Source organism: Candidatus Zixiibacteriota bacterium (genome assembly GCA_040753875.1).
Taxonomy (GTDB): Bacteria; Zixibacteria; MSB-5A5; order GN15; family FEB-12; genus DATKJY01.
Window position 1 is genome coordinate 16,775 of the sequence record JBFMDV010000005.1, and the last position, 21,585, is coordinate 38,359.

Sequence of the window (21,585 nt, forward strand, 5' to 3'; positions counted from 1 at the left end):
ATGTTGCGCTGCTGGATCATGGCCGGTGCCGGGGCAATCCTGATCCTCGCGTCATCGATTGGCGCCCAAGAGGGGCTTCGCTGCGACGAGCAGATCTATGATTTCGGGCATATCGGAGTTGATTACCAAGTCTACCATGACTACAAGCTTCATAATCCCGGCAGCCGACCGGTCAGGATCGATTCCATGAAGGTCCCCTGTGACTGTTCGACTGCTCAGTTGTCGGACTCCACAGTACGCCCGGGAGACTCGGTGACGGTCCATGTGACGTTCAGCACCCGGGATTACTATGGCCCGACGAGCAAATCTATCACGCTGTATACCGACGGCCCAGGATCGCCGAAAATCGAGCTGTTTTATCTGTCGAATGTGGGTCGATGGATAGCCGGCCTGAAACCGGAGCCGATCTCTCTATTTTTCTTGCCGGGTCACAAGGCCAAGAAAGTAACACTGACCAACACGCAATTCGAGTCGTACGGGCTCGAGCCGGCCGGCACAGCCGACAACCTGCTGACAGTGTCGCTGGCGAAGTCCGAAGTACGGAAAGGGCAGTCGTCCACGTTCGATGTCAGCGTGTCAGACAAGGTTGGGGCCGGGACGGTGAACACCTGTTTTCGATTGAAGGCGGTGGTGCCGGACATCAAAGACCCGGTATTCTTGACCATTCCGGTCAAAATTGTCCGCTATTAGATCGCCTGCGAACGTAACACTTTCGAGCCGAATGCCTAAATGTTGGCGGCAAATGGCTTGACAAAAATTCCGATGCGGGCGATTATATACGAACCGAGGGTGACTCTCTGCTGTCCCTGGGTAGTTTCCTAGCCCCCTCTACCCAACCAGATGAGCACCCTCTTTTAATGTCTCTGCTCCGCAAACTCCCACGATTCGCGAACACACCCAGCCAAAAAAAAACCGCCGGTCAGACCGACGGTTCGTTTTGATGAATCGACGTCAGGCTTTCACGATGCAGTCAACCGGGCAGACCGCCACACAATGCTGCCCATCGTCTTGATCCTCGCATTCGTTGCATGTATCCGGGCTGATAACATAGATGTCCCCCTCCGATATCGAACTGGTAGGACACTCGGGAAGACACAGGCCACAGGCCGTGCATTCTTCGGTTATTTTCATCGCCATATACAACCACCTCCGCAAATGAGTTTCGTGTTGTCACTCTCGTTCATGCGGCGGACAATATACCTAAGGGGAATACGCAGGGACAAGGGCTACTTTGAAGATTTTGAGAGCGCGGGATATCCGTCCTTGAATTCAATACAAGTTGGTAAGAATTGCGCGCCATACGAACGGACCGCCTCTTGCACGACGAAGCGGCCCTTTTACATAAAATACGCGCGGAATGAAGGTGCTACGAACACAATGGCAACGCGCCAAAGAAAAAGAATAAGAGGTAGCCAATCGGCATGATCTGCAACGCACTGCCAGACTCACCGCCTGACTGAGAGCAGGGACCGAGAGGGTCCCTGCTTTACGCAAGTGATCGCACTGTCTGTTCTTCGAACTATCTTACGGACAGCTCGGCAGCGCGACGCCGAAGAACAGGAAATCAACCAGTGCGCTCAGATCGGAAATATCGACGGTGCCATCTTTGGTCACGTCATTCTCGGTCGGGCATCCCGAAATGGAGCCGCCTGAGAACAAATAGTCAACCATGGCGGACAGATCGGAGATATCGACCAGGTCGGCGGGATCGCCATCGCAGTTGCCGGTGACGTTGATGCAGCAGCAGCTGTCGCCGATACCGTCACCGTCGGTGTCCTCCTGCAGGGGGTTGTAGTCGTACGGGCAGTTGTCACAAACATCACCGACTCCATCCAGGTCACCATCCTCCTGACCCGGATTGTAGTCAAACGGACAGTTATCCTGATCATCGGGAATTCCGTCGCCATCGGTGTCCGGCACAACCGGACAGATGACGATGGCATACTCGATGAGCGTGTGCATTGGTCCGCCTTGATACTGGTGCTGCGCACCGGTCGGGTCAAATGCATTCTGGCCATAGAAATTGACCGGATCGACCGGATAGTTGGCCAGCTCGCAGCTAAACGGAGGCGCCTGCAGCGGCATGCAGCCCGCGGGGATGACGTTGTAGCGGTCGTGATGCATGGTTCCGTGCGGACCGGAAACGTACTGGGCATCATTGTGCACGTTGGGGGCGTGCCCGACCCCTTCGTTGTTGTCGAAGTACGGATCGGAGATACAGAGCGCGGAATCGAGCGGGTTGGTGCATACACCCGCGACGGTCACAAAGTGGCCGCCGACGCGCTCACAGACCATGGTGGTCATCTCTTCCCAATAGCCCAGAAGCAAGATGACGTTCTGGCTGAGCAGCACCTGCTCCTTGATGAATCTGAATCCAAACGCCGGATCGATCGGCACAACCTGAATATTGTACTTGGGAGTCAGACCACAGCTGTCAATCCACTGCTGTGCGGCTGTTGCCAGATCGAACACGTTGGTACCTGTCTTCCCACCCTGATTGGTCAGGGCGTACTTGGCCAGAGTGTCTACGAATGGCAGGACGTTTACGGGATCGTGGTCATCCAGAACCGGCGGCATTGTCGAGAACCACCGTACCAACGGATAATGATCGTTGACTGTCGGCGGCGGGATCGGAACTGTCTCGAACTTGGAGTCAAACCACCAGAAGCAATTGGCGAGGGCCAGCGGACCGCAATGCGTCCACTGCTGCACTGGCGGCTGACCGACCATCACAAACCAATTGTCTTGTTTCTGGTCGAAATCGGGCACTCCTGCCGGTGCATAATCGACATAGGCCGGCTTGTAATATTCGCAGGTGTCCAGAGCGTGCTCGCCGGTCACGACGACTGTGGCGCTGAATTCCGATGTATTGACATTCAGATCAGTTGCTGTTGCCGTCACCGAATCACCAACTACCAGACCGAGTACGGTAAGGCTCCAGTTTCCGAGGGCATCGGGGTTGGTGGAACCCAGGTAGGTCTTCCCTTCGCCGAAGCCTGTTGGGTCAAGTGCCGCCTTGAAAACTTCGACCGTGGCCTGCGTGGGGTCAGTGTCAATGCCGAGCGTGCCGATTATTGGCGTACCTGCAGCGGCATAGACGGCAGAGGTGATGACCGGGTAATTCAGTTCTTCGTTAGGGCCGGTATCCAGATCGCCGAGATCGTTTATGCCCACACCGTTGTGCTGATGGTCTATGCCGATTGAGGCGTTATCGTAGAGCGAGTTCTGTGTAATCCGGTTCTTGTCGGCATTCGTGGCGTTGACGGGGTCCTCCCAGACCACGACTCCTACGCAACCGTTGGTGGCGATTTTGTTGTCCGGGCCAATCCGATTTCGATCAGCGCATCCCCAGAATGCTGGTCCGTACATGCCCACAGCCACGCCGTGCGTACTGTTCGGCAGAGTCGCGAGGGTGATGGTGAGCCCTATGATATTCGAGTCGACTATATTGTTGTAGGTCTGGATTGGTGGTGCCTGGTACTGGACGTTATTAAAGCCGTTGATAGAGACGCCGTCGTAGTCGTTACCGGAGCTCAGGTTTCCGCGAATGAGGTTGTCATGGGTCCCCTCGGCCAGAGTGACGCCGCAGTGATCGTTGCCGAGATCGACCGTGCCGGTGATGTCGGTACCGAGATAGTTGTAGGTTACCCGGTTGTTCCAGACATCGCCGGGCTGCATCGGACCGATGATAGCGACACCGTCGGCCCAGTTGCCTGATATCAGGTTCTTATTGACGATGTTGTCGCAGGTGTAGGTGCCGGGGAGGTTTTTGATCATGACGCCAGCCCAGAGAGTCGGCACACTGAGGCCGTTCCCACGGTCAATTGTGCCGGTCATATCGGTGCCGATAAAATTGCAGTAGATGATGTTATAGCAGGCCTCGCCCTGCGGTGCCTCGATGCGAATGCCGTCCTCCTGGAAATCGTTTATGATCAGTCCCTGAATCACGTTGAAGTTGGACTGGATCCATAGGCCGCAGGCGGCTCCGGCAAGACTGCCGTCGATCTCCATTACCAGAGTGGCCGTAGACGGAGGATTTGCACCGGGCGCGGCACCGGCCTGGCTCAGGCCGTCAATAGTGACACCTGAGGGATCGGTCAGGGGCGGGAGCTGGGACAGCGGCATAATGGTATATGGGGGTATTCCCGGAGGCATTATGGCGAAATTGATGAGGTCGTTTCCCGGGCTGCCGTTGGCGGCCTGGATGGCCGCTCGAAGCGTGCCGGGACCGGCGTCGGCAAGACTGGTAACAGTGAAGATGAGCCCAGGTCGTGCCGGCGAGATGTTCTGCGCCGACGGCGGGCCTGCGCCGTCGAAGAAAACTGCGAGCAGAACCAGCAAGAGCCCTCCCACTAACGCTGGCATTAGCGTGTGTCGTTTCATACGACCTCCCGGACAAAGGTTTTGTCAATGAGCAACGACATCCTTGCATTCGCTGCCGATGGACTGTACTGATATATCGTCGGGCCGAGCTGACAAGCGCGGAGTTGGACCAGCCCGTTGTGGATGAATCTGTCTATAAATTATCTCATTTGGTGCTATCTGTCAAGAACTTCCGTCATTCTCACCTCAAATTGTTGTTGCGAGAGGTAAGTGTCGGGCCTATATTAGTCGTGAGAGTTCCCCAACTCGTCCCACCTTCTACCGCCGCGCATGAAAGGAGCAAGGTTTACGCGCCCTCGATTCCACACACTCGCCTCTGCCCTTCTTCTGATACTGATGCTCGTTGGCTCGACGCTGGGTGCCGACAATGCAGCCACCCGCGTCGCTTTCCTCCAGATACATGTTGATTCCTCCGGAGTGAGGCTTGAAAGCGCGAAGGTGGTCAAGGGAGCGTTCAAGCAGCCAAGGGGTGAATCGAACCGTTCCGGTATTCTCTACGAGGTCGTTCTCGACGATGGCTCTGTCTTAACATCGGGCATTGTAGCAGATCCGCTCATTAAGAGATTCGAATACGAAGATCCGGATCAGCCCAGTCGACTCAGGTCGAAGGTGGTTGCATTGGATGAAGCAGTGTTTACCGTTCGCATTCCATACAACGATGCTGTTGATCAGGTCGTATTTTCTCGTGTAGCCCTGTCAACTGATGTTTCGCGCAAACAAGTGGTACGGCGGCTCGGTGCTATCCGCCTTGACGACCTGCATGGGGATAAGTGATGAGACGGGTCACGGCCTTATTCATGTTATTCTTCGTCACCATCAGCGTCTCCCCGGCGCTGTGTCAGGTCGTTTTCAAGCAGCTTGTCGATAACGGTCCGCGCGAAAAGCGCATCAATTTCGTGATGCTGGCCGATGGGTACACGAGTGCGGAACAGAACAAGTTCGATGCCGACGCGGCCGTGCTCCAAAGCTATCTGTTGTCATTCTCACCGTTTTCCGACTATGCCGAGTACTACAATGTCTTCACTATTTACGTTCCATCGGTTGAATCCGGGTCTGACCATCCGTTCTCAGGAATCTATCGCAACACCTATTTCAGCAGTTCGTTTGATTGCTACGGTATCCAACGGCTGGTAACGATCCCACCGAACGACTGGGATCCGGATTACAGTCATGGGGCCGGGAAAGTGTATTCGTTGCTTGGCACCTGGCTTCCCGAGTATGATATAATAGCCGTAATAGTCAACGATCCGGAGTATGGCGGCTCTGGTGGAGACATTGCGGTACTGTCCAACCATTCGGCGGCACCGGAGGTAGTTGTGCATGAGCTTGGGCACACGCTGGCGGGGCTGGGGGATGAATACGAGGACGCGTATCCGGGCTACCCGGATATCGAAGAACCGAACACTACGCAACAGACCGTCCGCGAGTTGATAAAATGGAATCCCTGGATACTTCCGAGCACTCCAATCCCGACTCCGGAGAATTCGGGCTATAGCGGCGTAGTGGGTCTGTTCGAGGGGGCACATTATCACACAACCGGATGGTACCGCCCGCGCCTGAACTGCGAGATGCGCTCCCTCTATCAGCAGTTTTGCGATATTTGCAAGGAGCAGTTGATTTTGGCGAAATACGCAAGAGTGGCGCCGATCCAGGGGTTCTCCCCCACCGCGCCGGCTCTGACCATGACGACGGTCGAATCGCAGAATCTCGGAGTTACGACCATGATGCCAAATGGTCTCCCGCTATCCTGCCAGTGGCATCTGGACAGTATTCCGATACCAGGGGCTACGGACACGAGTCTTGTTGCTATAGGTTATCAACTTGGTTTGGGCACACATCGCATTCAGGCAAAAGTATGGGACAACAGCAGCTCTGTTCGGATGGACCCACAAGGATTGCTCGACGAATGGCACGGCTGGACGGTGACGGTAACGGGCTGCTGCCGGGATCGAACGGGGAATATCGATGGTGACATTGATGACCTAACGGATATTTCGGATCTGACGGCGCTGGTCGAGTACCTGTTCAACAGCGGAACGATCTCCCCTTGCGATCCGGAGAATGATATTGACGGCTCCAGTGCGATCGATATCAGCGATCTGACGCTGCTGGTGGATTACCTGTTTTTCGCAGTGCCGCTGCCGGTGTGTCCGTTGCCGTGACGGCGTTTCCCGACGTCCGAGATGTCCCGCAGAAGAAAGAGGCGCCACCCGGATTCGAACCGGGGAATAAAGGTTTTGCAGACCTCTGCCTTACCACTTGGCTATGGCGCCCGAATAATAAAAGCGGGAAACGAGACTCGAACTCGCGACAGCCACCTTGGCAAGGTGGTGCTCTACCAACTGAGCTATTCCCGCTTACATATCATTGTATGGCGGTCAAAAATATATACGGTATCGTATAGGCTGTCAACTTCTTTTGAGACACTATCCGATGGCTCGTCGCTCCGGTCTCTCAGCCCGATTCTCCCTGCCTGATATCGGCTTGCGCGGCCACGGAATCCAGTCGCGGCAAATACCACGGGCCATATTTTGCCAGCCATTCCCGGTGCGGGCTGGCGCCGGTTGTATCATGGTTGAGCATCCGGTACAAATACAAATCGGCATGAGCTCCGAAAACCAGCGAATCCCGCGCCAGGACACTGTCCATGAGCTGCTGAGCCAGCGGACCCTGATTAAGGCCGCCATAACAATAGGCCATGAGATACAACATTTCCGGGTACGGCGGGCATCCGGGCACCGCCAGCGCCAGATTAAATGCATTGATCGCCACCGCAAACTTGCGTGCAGTAAGCGCCTCGCATCCCGCCTTGTAATACTCCACCCATTTCAACGGATACGTGCGGGTTATCGGCCCGCGGATCGGCCGCATTTTTTTGAACGCGCTGATCAGACGACCCGATTTCGGATTCGATACCGACTGATAGTACCAGCCGACGCTCCGATACGACTCCACGAATTGAGGGTACAACAGGAGCGCTTGTTCGGCCGGTGCGGTTGGTTTCATACCGGTCGAGAAAACTATGTAATCGGGAGCGCGCTGCAACAGGTACGGCGTATTGTAGTTACTCTCTTTCCAGGTGATGGTCATGCCGGGGACCGGTTCTTCCGGATGGCGCGCTATGGTCGAATCGGTGAGTCCCACCATATCTATCAAATCGTGGCCGAGCAGTTCGTAGCCGATGATCCCGATCGTGGGAACAGATAACGAGAAAGACGTGGAATCCGTCAGTTTCATCGCGCTTGCGGTCGCCGACATGGTCTCGGTGAGACCGGTTCCGAAATAATTCGCTGAGTGGACCTCTTTCCGAGGGAGGTAGTAGGTCAGAGCCATGAGTGCGAGGCCGCATATTCCCAGCACGACATGACGTGCCGTTGTGGGTAACCACTGGGTCGTGAGGATCACTGACGCTGTGATCAGGATCGCCGAGGCGCCGAACAACGGCAGAAAGAATCGGTACAGTTTCAGACCGTCGCCGCCCACAACGACGATGTATGCCGTATAGAGTATCGTGAATAACCAGACAGCTATCAGGTCCCTGGTCAGTTTCCGCGCAAACAGCAGGGGAACGACCAAACCGAGTCCAACGAACCCCAGACGAAGAAAATAGTCTCCCGCGTATGCAAGACCGCTCTGGAGCTGTTCGATAGTGAATCCGGTCTTGGCGTAGAATGGGTTTGGAAAGATGGATCCATAGTAGAGGTACTTGAAGACGACATATGGCAGTGAGAGCACAAATGCCACAGCCGAGCATCTCAAAGTGAAAAGCGGCAGCCGTCGTTCGACAAGTGCCTCCACCGCGATGAGCACAGCCGCCGCCAATCCCCCCTCGGGACGCATCCACACCCCCAGCAGCAACGAGGCAATGAGCAGGTGATTTCGCTTTAGATAAAGATACAACGAGAGCACTGCAAAGAATGCGAATGCCGCTGTCTCCAGGCCGGCGGGGGCCCAGTAGGCCAGCGGGAAATTGACGGCCAACACATACACGGGGACGACCGCGTACCATTCATGATGACCGGAAAGAAGACGACGGGCGGTCAGAAAGGTAACAATGATGGCCCCGGCCCCAAACAGCAGACCAACGATCTTGGAAATAAGAATGTAGTCAAGACCGAACTCGCCCCAGAGAATGCAGAAAATGACCCATCCGAAATTGGTGAATCCTTCAACGCGTTCACCAATATTGAACACCAGTCCGTGCCCGTCCAGAAAGTTGGCTACATAACGGTAAGAGATGTAAGAGTCATCCTGGGTGTAATTCAGGTAGTAGCAGATTACCGTGTAGATCACCAAGGCAGGGAGGATCGGAAGCAAGAACTTGGTCAGATTTCTCAACTGTCTCTCCATAGGCTCTCAGTGATCCACAGGCCGACTACGGTGTCTGTGACTATCACAGCGTTCAATCTTAATATACTGTCGATTTCAGGCTGTCAACCGCTTTCGCCCCGAATCAGTCTATCGAATCGGTTGCACTGATTGACCGGCTCGATGCTGTGTCTCAAGTGCTTGAGAAATGAGATAATCTGCCCGCGAAAGATACCACGGAACGAGCCTGCGAAGCCATTCGCGATGGTACTGGCCGCGCTCATGGTTACCGGTGACGCTGTAGTACAGATAGAGGTCGCGGTGGGTCATATATGTTGCGGAATCAACCGCCAGCGCGCGGTTCATGGCCGTCAGTGCGGGCTCTTCCTGTTTGAGACGCATGTAGCTGAATCCCAGCGAATTCAGAAGTTCCGGGTAGTTGGGGCTCGAGGGTGCGGCCAAGGCGCGTTCGAAGCAACTGACGGCCCGGCGGAAGTCCTGCGAAGAGACCGCTTCTTCCCCAGCCTTGAACTGCTGCACCCACTCAAGCGAATACGCAGGCACCGCGGAATGCGGCAGGTCTTTCATTCGCTTGAACGCACCCACCATCATGCCCCGAGGCGAATATGTGACATCCTGGTAGAACCAGCCGGTCTGGCGGTATCCCATCACGAATTCCGAGTAAAGCATGAGCGCCTGTTCGGCGGGAGCGGACGGTTTGACACCGGTTGAAAACACGACGTAGTCCGGTTTCCGTGATAGCAGATACGGGGTATTGTGATTGCGTTCTTTCCAGGTTGCTTTCAAATCCGGGATCGGTGCCTCAGGGTGACGGGCTATTGTTGAGTCGGTCAGGCCGACCATATCGATGATCTGATGACCAAGAAGCTCGTATCCAAAGATGCCGATCGTGGGGAGAGCCGCGGAAAACGGGCGGTCGTCTGATGATCTCATGAAATTCGCCAGTGCCGCCATCTTATGGGTGAAGCCCCGCTCGTTCCGGTTGAACCGGATCACGGTGTCGTACGGCAGATAGACAGTCAGACCTGTCATGATGAGTCCCGCAATAACTCCTGCCACCAGTGTTGCCTTCGGAGTCCGCCTCCGAATCACGGTGCTTATGCTCCAGGCCGCCAGTATTGCGAATGCCCCGGCGACCGGCAGGAAGAACCTGTGGACTTTGAGCACATCACCGCCTATCACCACGATGTACAACGTGTATAGGACGGCAAGCCACCAGACGGCCTGGATTTCTTTGGAGAGCTGTTTGATGAAAACGAGCGGAAGAATCAGGCCGAGACCAACAAATCCGTAATGCTGTGCGAATTCAGCCGCGTATTCGAGGCCGGAGACCAGTTGATCCAGCGACCAGCCGGTCTTGGCGTAGAACGGGTTCGGAAAAATCGAGCCGTAATACAGGAGTTTGAACAGAGCAAGCGGAACGGAGACAATCGATGCGCCGATCGCGCAGAGGAGAGTGAAGCGAGGGAACCGCCGTTCGGTGAGCGACTCGATGATCACGAACAATCCGGCCAGGAGTGCCCCCTCGGGTCTGACCCACGCTGAGATAGCCAGACCGGCCATCAGCAACCAATTGTGCGTCACGTACCAGTGAAGACACAGTACAGCCAGGAAAACGAAGGCTGCAGTCTCCAGACCGGCAGGGGACCAATAGGCCAGCGAGAGATTGGCGGCAAGGAGATATGGCGGCAAGAGGGAAAACCAGCGCTGGTCATCCGGGAATATTCTGCGCGCTGTCAGATACGTTACCACGATCGCCCCTGCGCCCAGAAATGCGCCAGTGATCTTTGATATGGTGATAAGATCGATGTGAAGCGCGCCCCATACGAGCAAGTAAACGAGCCACCCGAAATTGGTGAATCCCTCCACCCTCTCCCCTATGTTGTACACCAAACCATGCCCGTTCAGATAATTGGCGGCGTAGCGGTAGGTGATATAGGCATCGTCCTGGGTGAAATTCAACCAGGCGGCCAGCATGCCGTACAGCAGAAGCGCCGGCAGTACCGGCGCGATGAGACGTAATGCGCTCTTCACAAAGTCCCTGACGTGAGTCTATTCCCTGGCCGAGAGGTCTTTGAACAATGACGAGTACTGTCGGGCGGAGGTGGTCCAGGAAAAATCCTGTTTCATGCCGGCTTTCATGAGGCTCATCCAGGTCCGCTTGCGAGCAAACAATTTCACCGCTCGTTGAATCGCCTCCAGCAATGCCTCAGGTTCGTACTTCTCGAATACAAATCCGGTACCGGTGCCGGTGTTAAAGTCATAATCATCGACCGTGTTCGCCAGGCCGCCGGTGGCACGGACCACCGGCACAGTTCCGTATTTGAGAGAGTACATCTGGTTCAGGCCGCACGGTTCCCAGCGAGACGGCATGAGAAAAATGTCGGCGGCAGCTTCGATCCGGTGCGCCATAGTGTCATCGAAACCCAGGTACACTTTCACTTTATCCGGGAATTCGGATTCCAGTGACGTGAACAGCTCATGATATTTCTCGTCTCCCGTACCCAGCACGACGAACTGAATGTTCATAGCCAGCAGTTTTTCAGAGATCGCTTCGACCAGGTCGAGCCCCTTCTGGTCCGTGAGCCGCGTGATCATGCCGATGAGAGGGGCGGATTCGCGAATCGGCAACCCTGCCGACCTGAGCAACTCAATCTTGCTTTCGCGCTTACCGGACAGGTTGGGGATCGTGTAGCGATGTGGGATAAGCTTGTCGCGCGACGGAGACCAGACCGTGTAATCGACACCGTTGAGTATGCCAACCAGATCGGTCGCGCGTTCCTTGAGCACTCCTTGCAGGCCGCAGCCGAACTCCTCGCCGGACTGGATTTCCTCGGCATACCGCGGCGAGACAGTGGTCAGCTTGTCGGCGAGGCGGATCGCCCCTTTGAGAAAATTCACTTTGCCGAAAAATTCAAAAGGTCCGGTCATGGCGTAGAACAGCTTTTCCGGCAGCCCAAGCCTGGGGTACCGGTCACCGGCAAACAGCCCCTGGTATCCGAGATTGTGTACGGTCAGTACTGTTCGGGTGTCTGCAAAGAAGCGGTCGGCTGCGTAGATCGTTTTCAGGTAGGCGGGAATCAACCCCGCCTGCCAATCATGGACATGGATGATATCCGGTCGCCAGTCGAGCTGTTTTACCGTCTCCAGAACCGCGCGACAGAAGAAGGCAAAGCGATCATCGTTATCGGGATAGTCTTCCTCGGTAGACGGGTCGCGATAGAAATCCGGACGGGAGAACAGATCCTCGTTACCGATGAACAGGTGCTCTATCCGTCGACGTGAATCACGCACGCTGGACACCCGCAGCGCGGCTTTGGTCTCGCCTGCCGGAGCTGAAGAACTCCAGTCCAGCGGAGTAAGACGGTCCTGTTGTTTCAGGAAGCCATAATGCGGGAGACAGACTTTGACCTCATGGCCAAGCGCCGCGAGCGCCTTGGGCAGCGCGCCGAGAACATCTCCCAATCCTCCGGTACGGGCATACGGAGCGACCTCGGAGGCAACTTCGAGAATGCGGAGTTTAGGCATCGGTGCCGGCGGCTTCCGGCCGGATCAGGCGCCGCGAGCCGTTCAGGTCGATCCCGCGGAGAAACGTGGCAGCTTCTTCCGGCGACGTGGGATTGATATAAAAGCCGGACCCCCATTCGAAACCGGCCACTTTGGTCAGTTTAGGCATGACTTCCACGTGCCAGTGGAAAAAGTGGGAGGAGTCCGGTGAGATCGGCCGGGTATGCAGGATGAAATTGAAGGCCGGGTCGTTCAGCGCCAGTTTAAGGCGGAGCAGGGTATCTTTCATCGCTGACGCCAGATTGAGATATTCGGCATCGCTCATTTCCAGATAGCTCGATTGATGTGTCTTAGGGATAATCCAGGTCTCGAACGGAAAGCGCGAGGCGAACGGCTGGAACGAGATGAAGGCATCGTGATCCTTCACGATGCGCTCGTTTTCCATGATCTCCTGGCGTATGATATCGCAAAAGATGCAGCGCTCTTTGAATTCGTAATACCGTTTGGCTCCCTCGAGCTCCTCGGTAACCCGTTTGGGAATAATGGGCGTGGCGATCAACTGGCTGTGCGCATGTTCCAGCGAAGCGCCGGCGGCCTCGCCGTGATTCTTGAACACCAGAACATATTTGAAACGGCTGTCTCGTGCCAGGTCGAGCATTCGCTCGCGATAAGCCCAGAGAATGTCCCGGATCTCTTCATCGGCCATATCCACCCAGTCGCGCATGTGGTCGGCGGTCTCGATGATCACCTCATGGGCGCCGATGCCATTCATGCGGTCATAGAGACCTTTGGCCTCGCGATTCAGACCGCCCTCGATAACCAGGGCCGGGTATTTGTTGGAAATGACTCGAAGGCGCCAGCCGGGCCGGTTCCGCTCCGTCTGCGGTTGGCGATATGCCATGATCTCGGGCGGAGTGGCGCTCTCATTGCCGGGACAGAAGGGGCACATGGTGGCCTCGGAACGACGAGAAACAGAACTGAACGAGGTAGGACGCTTGCCCCGTTCCGTGGAGATGATCACCCAGCGCCCGATGATAGGGTCTTTGCGAAGTTCAGGCATGCAGTCAATCTCAATCGCCGTTGTATGAATACGGCGCATCTACTGGTTTGTCAAGGGCAGGCCGCGGTTTCTTCATTTCTGCCGAACTGAGCATGGTCCGATCACCACATTTCACAGGTCAATGACTCCCGTGCGGTCGACCCGACCTTCGTGGATCGCTTTCAGAAGGTCCGCCTCACGTCCGGAAAGCGAAGTGTTTCGCCGTTCCGCCACGACGCGCACGGTTTCGAGCGCCTTATCGAGCGCGAACTTGCGGTAGCTGCCGGTGTTGCCCCAACTGAACGAAGCGATCTCTTTGTCGCTTGTCAGACCGCCGCCGAATATATTGCAGCATGCGCCAATATTGATCCCAGTGTTCAACAATGTCCCGATGCCGAACTTCGTATGATCGCCAATGAACGATCCGACCTTCTGTGAACCGGTGTTGAGAGACTCGCCGTTGACGGTCGATCGAATTGTCGAATAGTTATTTTTGAGATCGGAGTTAGTGGTCATCGCGCCAAAATTGACCCAGGGACCGACATAGCTGTGGCCGATGAAACCGGCGTGGTATTTATTTACGTAAGCATGGAACACCGATTCTTCTACCTCTCCCCCAACCCGACACGTGTGCCCTATTGACGAGGCCTTGATCTTGCCGGCCAGCACGACAGAATTAGCGCCGATGAAACAGGGGCCATAAATGGCCGCATGGGCTTCTACTCGGACATTGGCACCGATATAGACCGGTCCTTTGGAAGCATCGACGAGCGCAAGCGGCGCGATCTCGACATCGTTGCCCATAAGGATATTCTCATTATTGACCAGGTAGGCGCCTTGATACACACGGATGTTCTCGCCGGGCGGGGCAGTGGTTTTCATCCGGCCGAAATCGGCGACAATCTCCGATTCAACGTCGGCAACAATCTCCCATAAGTAATTGTAAAGGGTTGCCGACGTGCTCAGGTCCGGAAATTCTGATGCTTCATTCTGGTAGGCGGCCATGTAGATCTCCGGAGTGGCCAGCGCCGAGACAGTACTCATCGACTCAGGTTTGAAGAGGATAGCCACGGTTTCGCCGTCATGCTTGAAAACGGTGGAGAGACGCGCCTCTTTGACGAGATTCGGGAGGTCACCGAAACTACGTACCCGACCATTCAGAAAGAGAACGTCACTCCCCTTCTCCCGCTTGATGATATTGACCGGATAGTCTTTGAACTGCTCGGCCAACAGGGCAGCAACCTGTTCGCGCGAGACCAGACAGAGTTCGGAATCAACGAACATCCGTCCCGCCCGCCTGAAGAGCGGCATTATGCCGGCCCGAAGCGTATAGACAGGGCGGGTGAGTGTCAGCGGATTGAACTGCGTGAATTTCGTATCTTCGTAGACACAGATTCTCAACGCCATAGCCCAGACACCTTCAGAGACAATACGATTCCATTCGTTCCCCTGTTATCGGCAGGGACCGACCGTCGGTTAATGCCGTGGCAGGAAGCCGTTGAATGCACTGGTGTGTTATCGTGGTATGCCCCATTTGACCGCAAAACTGTCGGCGACTTCATTGCTCACCAGGTACTCGGCGAGAGCGAGAGAAAATGGGATGGCCGCACCCGGACCCATTCCCGTAATGATGTTATTGTCACGCGTCACCGGTTGACCGGTAACGATAGCCCCGGCGGCAGCCAGGCGATCGTTAAACGCGGGATCACCGGTAGCACGTTTCCCTTTGAGAAGGCCGGCGGCCTCGGCCAGAACATGGCTTGGCGCCGCACAGATGGCCGCCACCAGTTTTCGTTCGCCAAAGTGGCGGCGGGCTGACTCGACCACCCGGCGGTCGACGGCCAAGGCAGCGGCATTCCTGCGACCGCCCGGAAACACGATGGCGTCAAACAGTCTCCCCTCCCAGGCCACACCGGCATCGGTCATAAGGGTAGTCCCGTACGCCCCTTTTGTTGGACGATCGGTGAGTCCGACCACGGTTACCTCCACGCCCGCGCGAGTAAGAACATCGATCGGCGCAACTGCCTCGATATCTTCAAATCCCTCAGCGAGAACCATGAGCGCCTGTTTAGACATTGTGCACTCCTTCGTGACCGGCCTGTCCGAACCTACGTGCCGACATTAGCGACGCGCCTGTCGCAAGTCAACAGAAAAGAACCGGCCGCCGAGGCAGGTGGTCAAGCGTTGACAATTATAGTCTACATTTGTACATTGCCAGCAGTCATCACGCAACAATTGAAATCGTCAGGAGGCAGTCATGTTTCGCCCCATGCACTTTGAAATTCACGCCGATCAGCCGGAGCGGGCGGTTCGGTTCTACAGCGAGGTCTTTGGCTGGCTGTTCAGCAAATGGAGCGGTCCCCAGGATTACTGGCTCATCACCACCGGCGCGGTCGACCAGCCGGGCATCAACGGCGGCCTTATGCAGAGGCGTGACCCCGGCGGCGCTACGTACAATACCGTCGATGTTCCTTCGGTCGACGAGTTCCTGATCAAGATCACGTCGCACGGCGGGACGATTGCGTTGCCCAAGATGGCCATACCGGGTGTCGGCTGGCTGGCGTACTGCAAAGACACTGAAGGGAACATCTTCGGGATCCACGAGGCGGACCCTAGCGCTAAGTAGAAAGTAACGTCAGCGGTTATCAGAGAAATGTCGGTTGGTAATCGGCCCAGTTCTCGCGGTCTATCTTGTAATCGTACTTGTAGCGGCATTCGCCGGACCGACAGGTTCGAGGGCGCGAACGAGAGAGGTGCTGAAACGAACGCCCACAGACCGGACAGGTGTTTCGCTTCCACGGGAGGTCAGGGAGCTTGATATTGGCGGGCGGTGTTTTCATACAGCAGGCTCGTTCATCGCTGCGCCAGTGTAGGGGATTCATAAGCCGCGGTCAATGATTTCCTGCGATGATATTCTACGCGTCTGCCCGAGAAATTGACGGGCTACAGCACAAAAAGATCAGAGCGGCGCTGCAGGAGCGCCAGGAGCGGTAATCCTATCAGATAACAGGCGATTAGCTCCCCCACACCGATCATCTGCACCGCGAACCAGTAACTCACGCCCATGAGGGGAGCCAGGTACAGAGCGACGCCGAAAGCGTTCAATATGACCGGTGGAAGCGGCGCTAACAGGATGTTCGGTGGCAGGTCACGGGCCCAGATGACGCTCAGGCCCCAGGTCACCACCCAAGCGGCCAGAAGCGACAGTCCGCCGAGCAGGAAGAATCTCCCCTGCGCCTTTCCCGAGACCAGATACAACAGAAGCAGAGCCAGTGCGAAGGACAGAATCCGCACTGCCAGCACCGTCAGATCGCGCCGCGGTGAGCGGCTGCCCCACTTCACCGAGAACACCAGCAAGCCAACCGAAAGCACGACGCAAACGAGTGTCCAGGGGGACGGATGTTTACTGTCCAAAAGGAAGATGGCGGCCCCCCACAGGAGCAGAACTGGTATGGCCATCAGCGATATGGTCCAGGGACGGCTCGGCAATTTTGCGGTGAGATGGGTCAGGAAGGCCGCCGCAAGAGTCAGGAGCGAGCCGAAGACCACATCCTGCCAGCCCATGCCGCCAAAAATATTGGCCAAGAGGCAGCCGACGAACAGGCCAGGGATGGCCGCCCGACTGAGGAACGGGAGTACGGTCAGGGCCTCCGCTACGCGAACCTGATAGACGCCAAATGAGATTGGTAAGAACGCCAGAGTGGCGACGACATACACTGCCGCCACCAGGCCTGCTACCGCCAGCTCTTTTAGCCTCAATGGGTTCACGCCAAGAGAGCTAAGCGTGTAATAGTGGGCCTGTCAACTCTTAATTTTGCGCGAATCGGCTATTCGCCCTCAGTGACGACGTACCGAGCGGCCGTTTCCCGAGAAATCTGCCCGATACTTTCCCGCAACCGCGACGGCGACACAACGAGCGCTTCGGGTCCAAATCCCAAGAGCCATCGCCGGATCTCCTCAAGACCTCTGACCGTGACGGTGTAACGGACCAGTCCTCCCTTGAGCGGCTCGACCCGCTCTCCTACGTGATGAGTGCCGGAGGCGATCACGCGTGCTGCGGCTCCGGTGAATTCGACCACCACGGTGAGGGATTCGCCGCTATAGACCTCCCAACTCCCCTCGAAATATGACTGCGCGGTAATCCCCTGTTTCGGACGGAATTTCTCTCTCAATGGTGTCACGGCCAGCACCCGATCCATCCGGAACGTGCGGAAATCCTGACGCGAGCGGCAATAGGCCACAAAATAGAACGCCCGCCCGCGAAACACGATGAAGTATGGTTCCACGACGCGGGTGGTTCGACCGGATTGTATAGAATCATAGTCTATTTGAAGACAGGTCAAATTTCGCACCGCTTCCTCGATAAGCCCATAATACAGCTCGGCGCGTTCTCGTTCGAGCGACACGGCGATATCGATATAGGTCGACTCGACGGCCGTTTTCTTCTTCTCCCTGACGATATCAGACAATCCTGCCTCGATCTTCGCGCGTATGCGCTTGAGTGTTTTCGTATATGTGCCGGTCTTCTGCAGCGGCGTCGACTCGATCGCCATCTTCAGGCACGAATATTCCTCGAAATCAAGATTCAACGGCGGCAGAAAATTGTCGGATGCGAGTTTATAGCCGTTGTCGAAGTAGATTGGAACGTTTGCCTCCGACAGACTGATGATATCCCTGTAAATCGATCGTTCGGTGACGCCGCATTCCAGTGCCAGCCGAGCCGCGTTGAGATTGCGGCGCGTGCGCAGCAGATTAAGGATATAGAGCAGCCGGTCATACTTGGTCATGCCCATCACAATACCTCCGCCAGTTTGCATCAGCATATGCGGTTTTTTTGAACGGAAATCAATATGGTGTTTGCCCCATAGTCCGGTCAAAAAGCCTGTTCGGCTTAATCAGGCGGCGTCTCATCTTTCCCTATAATCTATTGTGACGCAAACACTTGGCAAAGCCTGACGGCTCGGCACCCGCTTTGCGAATAAGTCGGCAGCGAACACGGGGAAACACTGAAATGAGGAGGTCATATGGCCCGCAGACGCACGAGCAGACGTCCCGCCGAGCCGACCAACTTCTGGGACTCGCTCTTCTTTCGATTCGGTTCCAAGCTGTTGTTTGCGGTGGCGGTGATCGTCGTGGTGCTGACCCTGGCTCAGTGCACGATAAAGAAGCCGGAGGCTCCCACCTGGGAGACCCAATTAACCGTTCCGCTCATCAACCGCACCTATCCGATGGCAGAGTTGATCCGGCGCGCCGACCAGGATGGGATCGAGATGATCGGAGACACGATCCAGTACTCGATCACCTACGGTCTGGACACGTTTCGGTTGGACCAGAGCAATCTGACCACGCCGGACCTGACATATAATTTCTCCAAGCAGGTCGGGGTAATTGAACTGACGCCGCCAAGCTCCACACCGGTCACGGTGGCGGCTTCGAGCATTCCCGGCCTTTCCGCTTTCATTCCCGGCAGCGTGCCGCCGGTATCGTTCACGGTAACCAATGCCGTGCCGGCCATCGCGTCGTTCACGAGTGTCAGCGTGAGCAACGGGCAAGTGTACGGCATTGTCACGAACACCCTTGGGATCGATCTCGACACGGTGAGAGTCATCGTGATCGATGTCATCGCAGGTGCACCAATCGACACCGCCTGGATCATTGGCGGTCTGCCTGATGGCACCAGCGATTCAGCGTTGATCGACCTGAATGGCAAGACCATCTTCAACCAGTTCCAGGTCGATCTGGCCTGCCACACGCCCGGCGGAACGGTGTTGTCATCTTCCGGGAAGGAGATCGTGACCGCCATGCGGTTTGCGTCACCGTTCACGGCGAACAGCGCCGTAGCGCAGGTGCCGTCGCTGTCGCGAACAGACTCGCAACAGGTCACACTGAACGAGCTGGATCCCATAAGCGATGCCGTTATCAGCGGCGGCTCACTCAACGTGACGATCAGTAACAACACGGCGCTTTCTGCCGACGTCCAGATCTCGATGCCGCAGCTTTTGCTGTCCGGCGTGCCGCTCGCGATTACGAGTCCGGTGATGGCCAATGCCACGACTCCGATTTCAATTAACCTTACCGGATATCGACTGCAACCGATGGGCGCAGGCGTGCCGCAGGCGGTAGCTGTCATCGCGGACCTGGCTTCCCCCGGTAGTGGTGTCCAAACAGTAAGCATTGACCAGAGCAATTCGTTCTCGGTCGATGCCATGCTTTCAAATCTGGTGTTCAATTCAGTAACCGGTGTTTTCGCCAACACGGCAGCAACGTTCACGCCGGTGGTCGAAAACATCGATGTGCCGCTGGGATTCGAGGGGATCCATCTATCGCACGTCGTCCTGAGTCTTGAAATTACCAACGGCGTCAATCTGCCGGGTCAACTGGATGTCACTCTCGACGGCAACAACGGGCGAACGCTTCAGTTGCAGGATGCCGTCGCAGCCGCGACACTGAGTACGGCGGCAACGACATTCATAGTTGATACCGGCGCGGCAGCTTTCCTTGATCCGATCCCATCGCAGATCACCATCTCCGGCCAGGCGGCGTTCGGCGACGGCATAACACCGGGAACTATCCGGTCCGGCGATTTTGTCACGGGTACAGTCAGTCTGACGGCCCCCTTGGAGATGATCCTCGATCGGACGCCGGTTGAAACAGACATCGAGCGTCAGGAGGTCAAGCAAGATGATATCGACAAGATCACCGATCACGTACTTGAAGCATCGTTTATCTACAACGTGGTCAGCCGCCTGCCGATAGGCGCTACTCTGAATATCTATCTGGGGGCTGATTCGGCGACCCTCTATACCAATCCGCAACTGTTGATCGACAGCATTCAGGTTCCGGCGGCACCGACTGTCGGTGGCATCGCCAGCGATACTATCTCGACCGGAGACCAGAATGTGGTACTCGATAGCGCGGATATCCAGATCCTGAAAAACCCCATCCTGTTTGTTGGTCAGGAACTGGTACTGGAAGGGTCTGGTGGTCAGGTGATTCGGTTAACGCCAAGCGATGCCATCACCCTCACGGGACGAATCGAAGTCAACTACCGCTTTGACGGTGAGTTTTGAGGAGGTGCAACCATGAGACGCACAAAAATAATCGCAGGAGTGCTGCTTGCCGCGCTCGTCGCCTCTTCGGCACTGGCGGGCGGGCAATCTTCGGCGCGAAGTGTCGCCATGGGCGGCGCACATCTGGGGCTGGCCCGTGGAGTGGAAGCGGGGCGTTACAATCCCGCCAACCTTGGGTTGACCGGCTACAACCGTTCCGGTCTGGAAATCGTGGGCGTGGGCGCCAATGTCGCCAACAACAGTTTCACCCTCTCGGACTATAACAGGTATAGCGGTGCGTTTTTGACCGACCAGGACAAGGCGGACATCCTGGACAAGATCCCTGTTGAGGGGCTGAAGTTATCGGCTGATGTCGAAGCCACCGCACTGTCGACAGCGATCGGTGCGTTCGCGTTCAATGTTACCGGCGTCGGCCTGGCCGACGTGAACATGAGCCGCGACATATTCGAGCTGGTATTCAACGGCAACACCTATGCGGATACGATTGATGTCACCGGCTCGTACTCAGATGCGGTCAGCTATGTGTCAGCCGGACTTTCGTACGGCCATTCGCTGTACCGCTCCGGTTCCCGTGAACTCGCGGTCGGCGCCACCGCCAAGTACCTGCGCGGCGTGGCGATGGAGCGGGTGACGGAGCTTGAAGGCATGATGGCCACTTATGCCACGGGTTTTGCCGGGGAGGGCCACATGGTGGCGCGAACGGCAACCGGCGGATCCGGCTACGCACTTGATCTGGGCGCTTCACTGCGACTTAACAACGATTACATCGCCGGCGTGGCGATCCAGAACTTCATCAGCCGACTCTCCTGGAATCGCGAGACCCAGGAGCACGGATATAATTTCTCGTTTGATACCATGACGGTCGCCAACATGGGAGACGATTACATCGTCTCTGACGACTACAGTGTCGATATCCCGAGCTTCTCCACGAACCTGCCGTCGACCATGACATTCGGCCTGGCCAACACAACCGGCAAGTTTGTCTGGGCGATAGACTACCTGCAGGGGTTCAGGCAGGCGGCAGGCGCATCCAAGAATCCCCGGCTGGCGTTCGGCGCTGAATGGACCGGATTGCCGGTCGTGCCGCTTCGCGCGGGCTATGCAACGGGTGGGGGCAAAAACAGCTCATTCTCATTTGGTTCCGGTCTGAGCTTCTCGGTCTACTATCTCGACCTGGCTGTCGTGACCGGCTCCAGTTTCTCCGGATATTCATCCAAGGGTTTGAATTTCGCGGTGTCCACCGGGCTTCACTTCTAA

Annotated in this window: 17 protein-coding genes and 2 tRNA genes; 6 read left to right on the forward strand and 13 right to left on the reverse strand. The window is 56.3% G+C overall.

The features are described from left to right. The gene (locus AB1644_01585) at positions 1 to 690 is read left to right on the forward strand and encodes a DUF1573 domain-containing protein (GenBank protein MEW6049742.1); all 690 of its coding nucleotides are present in this window, start codon (positions 1 to 3) and stop codon (positions 688 to 690) included. Positions 691 to 951: 261 nt separating this feature from the next. Here the strand turns inward: AB1644_01585 and AB1644_01590 are convergent, their stop codons facing one another. Then, positions 952 to 1,137, reverse strand: coding sequence for a 4Fe-4S binding protein (locus AB1644_01590; protein ID MEW6049743.1), 186 nt, complete (start codon positions 1,135 to 1,137; stop codon positions 952 to 954). Between the two features lie 387 nt (positions 1,138 to 1,524). Then, positions 1,525 to 4,383, reverse strand: coding sequence for a hypothetical protein (locus AB1644_01595; GenBank protein MEW6049744.1), 2,859 nt, complete (start codon positions 4,381 to 4,383; stop codon positions 1,525 to 1,527). A gap of 336 nt (positions 4,384 to 4,719) precedes the next feature. Between AB1644_01595 and AB1644_01600 the strand changes: the two genes are divergently transcribed. Both AB1644_01600 and AB1644_01605 read left to right on the forward strand, forming a co-directional pair. Continuing rightward, positions 4,720 to 5,157 carry a hypothetical protein gene (locus AB1644_01600; GenBank protein ID MEW6049745.1) on the forward strand — a complete coding sequence of 146 codons (438 nt, stop codon included), beginning with the start codon at positions 4,720 to 4,722 and terminating at the stop codon, positions 5,155 to 5,157. Continuing rightward, positions 5,157 to 6,545 (forward strand): M64 family metallopeptidase, encoded by a 1,389-nt coding sequence (locus tag AB1644_01605; protein MEW6049746.1) that lies wholly within the window; start codon positions 5,157 to 5,159, stop codon positions 6,543 to 6,545. The genes AB1644_01600 and AB1644_01605 overlap by 1 nt, the downstream gene beginning before the upstream one ends. A 39-nt stretch (positions 6,546 to 6,584) precedes the next feature. Here AB1644_01605 and AB1644_01610 read toward each other — a convergent pair. The 8 genes from AB1644_01610 to AB1644_01645 all read right to left on the reverse strand — a co-directional run bounded on the left by AB1644_01610 (position 6,585) and on the right by AB1644_01645 (position 15,334). Then, a tRNA-Cys gene (locus AB1644_01610) sits at positions 6,585 to 6,656 on the reverse strand. A gap of 11 nt (positions 6,657 to 6,667) precedes the next feature. After that, positions 6,668 to 6,740: transfer RNA gene (locus AB1644_01615), tRNA-Gly, on the reverse strand. Between the two features lie 97 nt (positions 6,741 to 6,837). Continuing rightward, the gene (locus AB1644_01620; GenBank protein ID MEW6049747.1) at positions 6,838 to 8,721 is read right to left on the reverse strand and encodes a hypothetical protein; all 1,884 of its coding nucleotides are present in this window, start codon (positions 8,719 to 8,721) and stop codon (positions 6,838 to 6,840) included. A gap of 120 nt (positions 8,722 to 8,841) precedes the next feature. Beyond that, positions 8,842 to 10,746 (reverse strand): hypothetical protein, encoded by a 1,905-nt coding sequence (locus AB1644_01625; protein ID MEW6049748.1) that lies wholly within the window; start codon positions 10,744 to 10,746, stop codon positions 8,842 to 8,844. Between the two features lie 18 nt (positions 10,747 to 10,764). Further along, complete coding sequence (glgA, locus tag AB1644_01630) at positions 10,765 to 12,240, reverse strand: glycogen synthase GlgA (GenBank protein ID MEW6049749.1); 1,476 nt, start codon at positions 12,238 to 12,240, stop codon at positions 10,765 to 10,767. After that, the gene (gene galT / locus AB1644_01635; GenBank protein MEW6049750.1) at positions 12,233 to 13,279 is read right to left on the reverse strand and encodes a galactose-1-phosphate uridylyltransferase; all 1,047 of its coding nucleotides are present in this window, start codon (positions 13,277 to 13,279) and stop codon (positions 12,233 to 12,235) included. The genes glgA and galT overlap by 8 nt, the downstream gene beginning before the upstream one ends. 111 nt (positions 13,280 to 13,390) lie before the next feature. Beyond that, positions 13,391 to 14,665 carry a putative sugar nucleotidyl transferase gene (locus AB1644_01640; GenBank protein ID MEW6049751.1) on the reverse strand — a complete coding sequence of 425 codons (1,275 nt, stop codon included), beginning with the start codon at positions 14,663 to 14,665 and terminating at the stop codon, positions 13,391 to 13,393. Positions 14,666 to 14,773: 108 nt separating this feature from the next. Next, complete coding sequence (locus tag AB1644_01645; GenBank protein ID MEW6049752.1) at positions 14,774 to 15,334, reverse strand: DJ-1/PfpI family protein; 561 nt, start codon at positions 15,332 to 15,334, stop codon at positions 14,774 to 14,776. Positions 15,335 to 15,515: 181 nt separating this feature from the next. Between AB1644_01645 and AB1644_01650 the strand changes: the two genes are divergently transcribed. After that, positions 15,516 to 15,884, forward strand: a complete 369-nt coding sequence (locus tag AB1644_01650; GenBank protein MEW6049753.1) for a VOC family protein — start codon at positions 15,516 to 15,518, stop codon at positions 15,882 to 15,884. A 19-nt stretch (positions 15,885 to 15,903) separates the two neighbouring features. Here AB1644_01650 and AB1644_01655 read toward each other — a convergent pair whose 3' ends face one another. The 3 genes from AB1644_01655 to AB1644_01665 form a co-directional block, all read right to left on the reverse strand. Further along, a complete protein-coding gene (locus AB1644_01655; protein MEW6049754.1) occupies positions 15,904 to 16,098 on the reverse strand; it encodes a hypothetical protein in 195 nt (64 codons plus the stop codon). Positions 16,099 to 16,201: 103 nt separating this feature from the next. Continuing rightward, entirely contained in the window at positions 16,202 to 17,017 is an 816-nt protein-coding gene (locus AB1644_01660; protein ID MEW6049755.1) for a QueT transporter family protein, read from the reverse strand. A 68-nt stretch (positions 17,018 to 17,085) separates the two neighbouring features. Further along, positions 17,086 to 18,045 (reverse strand): YafY family protein, encoded by a 960-nt coding sequence (locus AB1644_01665; GenBank protein ID MEW6049756.1) that lies wholly within the window; start codon positions 18,043 to 18,045, stop codon positions 17,086 to 17,088. Between the two features lie 237 nt (positions 18,046 to 18,282). Between AB1644_01665 and AB1644_01670 the strand changes: the two genes are divergently transcribed. Continuing rightward, complete coding sequence (locus tag AB1644_01670) at positions 18,283 to 20,328, forward strand: hypothetical protein (GenBank protein ID MEW6049757.1); 2,046 nt, start codon at positions 18,283 to 18,285, stop codon at positions 20,326 to 20,328. Positions 20,329 to 20,340: 12 nt separating this feature from the next. Beyond that, the gene (locus AB1644_01675; protein MEW6049758.1) at positions 20,341 to 21,585 is read left to right on the forward strand and encodes a DUF5723 family protein; all 1,245 of its coding nucleotides are present in this window, start codon (positions 20,341 to 20,343) and stop codon (positions 21,583 to 21,585) included.

Excerpts from the sequence above, each read along its gene's own strand:
- glgA (MEW6049749.1), bottom strand. The coding sequence starts at position 12,240 with ATGCCTAAACTCCGCATTCTCGAAGTTGCCTCCGAGGTCGCTCCGTAT.
- AB1644_01605 (MEW6049746.1), top strand. The coding sequence starts at position 5,157 with ATGAGACGGGTCACGGCCTTATTCATGTTATTCTTCGTCACCATCAGC.
- AB1644_01595 (MEW6049744.1), bottom strand. The coding sequence starts at position 4,383 with ATGAAACGACACACGCTAATGCCAGCGTTAGTGGGAGGGCTCTTGCTG.
- AB1644_01645 (MEW6049752.1), bottom strand. The coding sequence starts at position 15,334 with ATGTCTAAACAGGCGCTCATGGTTCTCGCTGAGGGATTTGAAGATATC.
- AB1644_01655 (MEW6049754.1), bottom strand. The coding sequence starts at position 16,098 with ATGAAAACACCGCCCGCCAATATCAAGCTCCCTGACCTCCCGTGGAAG.
- AB1644_01590 (MEW6049743.1), bottom strand. The coding sequence starts at position 1,137 with ATGGCGATGAAAATAACCGAAGAATGCACGGCCTGTGGCCTGTGTCTT.
- AB1644_01600 (MEW6049745.1), top strand. The coding sequence starts at position 4,720 with ATGCTCGTTGGCTCGACGCTGGGTGCCGACAATGCAGCCACCCGCGTC.
- AB1644_01670 (MEW6049757.1), top strand. The coding sequence starts at position 18,283 with ATGGCCCGCAGACGCACGAGCAGACGTCCCGCCGAGCCGACCAACTTC.
- AB1644_01675 (MEW6049758.1), top strand. The coding sequence starts at position 20,341 with ATGAGACGCACAAAAATAATCGCAGGAGTGCTGCTTGCCGCGCTCGTC.
- AB1644_01640 (MEW6049751.1), bottom strand. The coding sequence starts at position 14,665 with ATGGCGTTGAGAATCTGTGTCTACGAAGATACGAAATTCACGCAGTTC.
- AB1644_01585 (MEW6049742.1), top strand. The coding sequence starts at position 1 with ATGTTGCGCTGCTGGATCATGGCCGGTGCCGGGGCAATCCTGATCCTC.
- AB1644_01650 (MEW6049753.1), top strand. The coding sequence starts at position 15,516 with ATGTTTCGCCCCATGCACTTTGAAATTCACGCCGATCAGCCGGAGCGG.
- AB1644_01665 (MEW6049756.1), bottom strand. The coding sequence starts at position 18,045 with ATGACCAAGTATGACCGGCTGCTCTATATCCTTAATCTGCTGCGCACG.
- galT (MEW6049750.1), bottom strand. The coding sequence starts at position 13,279 with ATGCCTGAACTTCGCAAAGACCCTATCATCGGGCGCTGGGTGATCATC.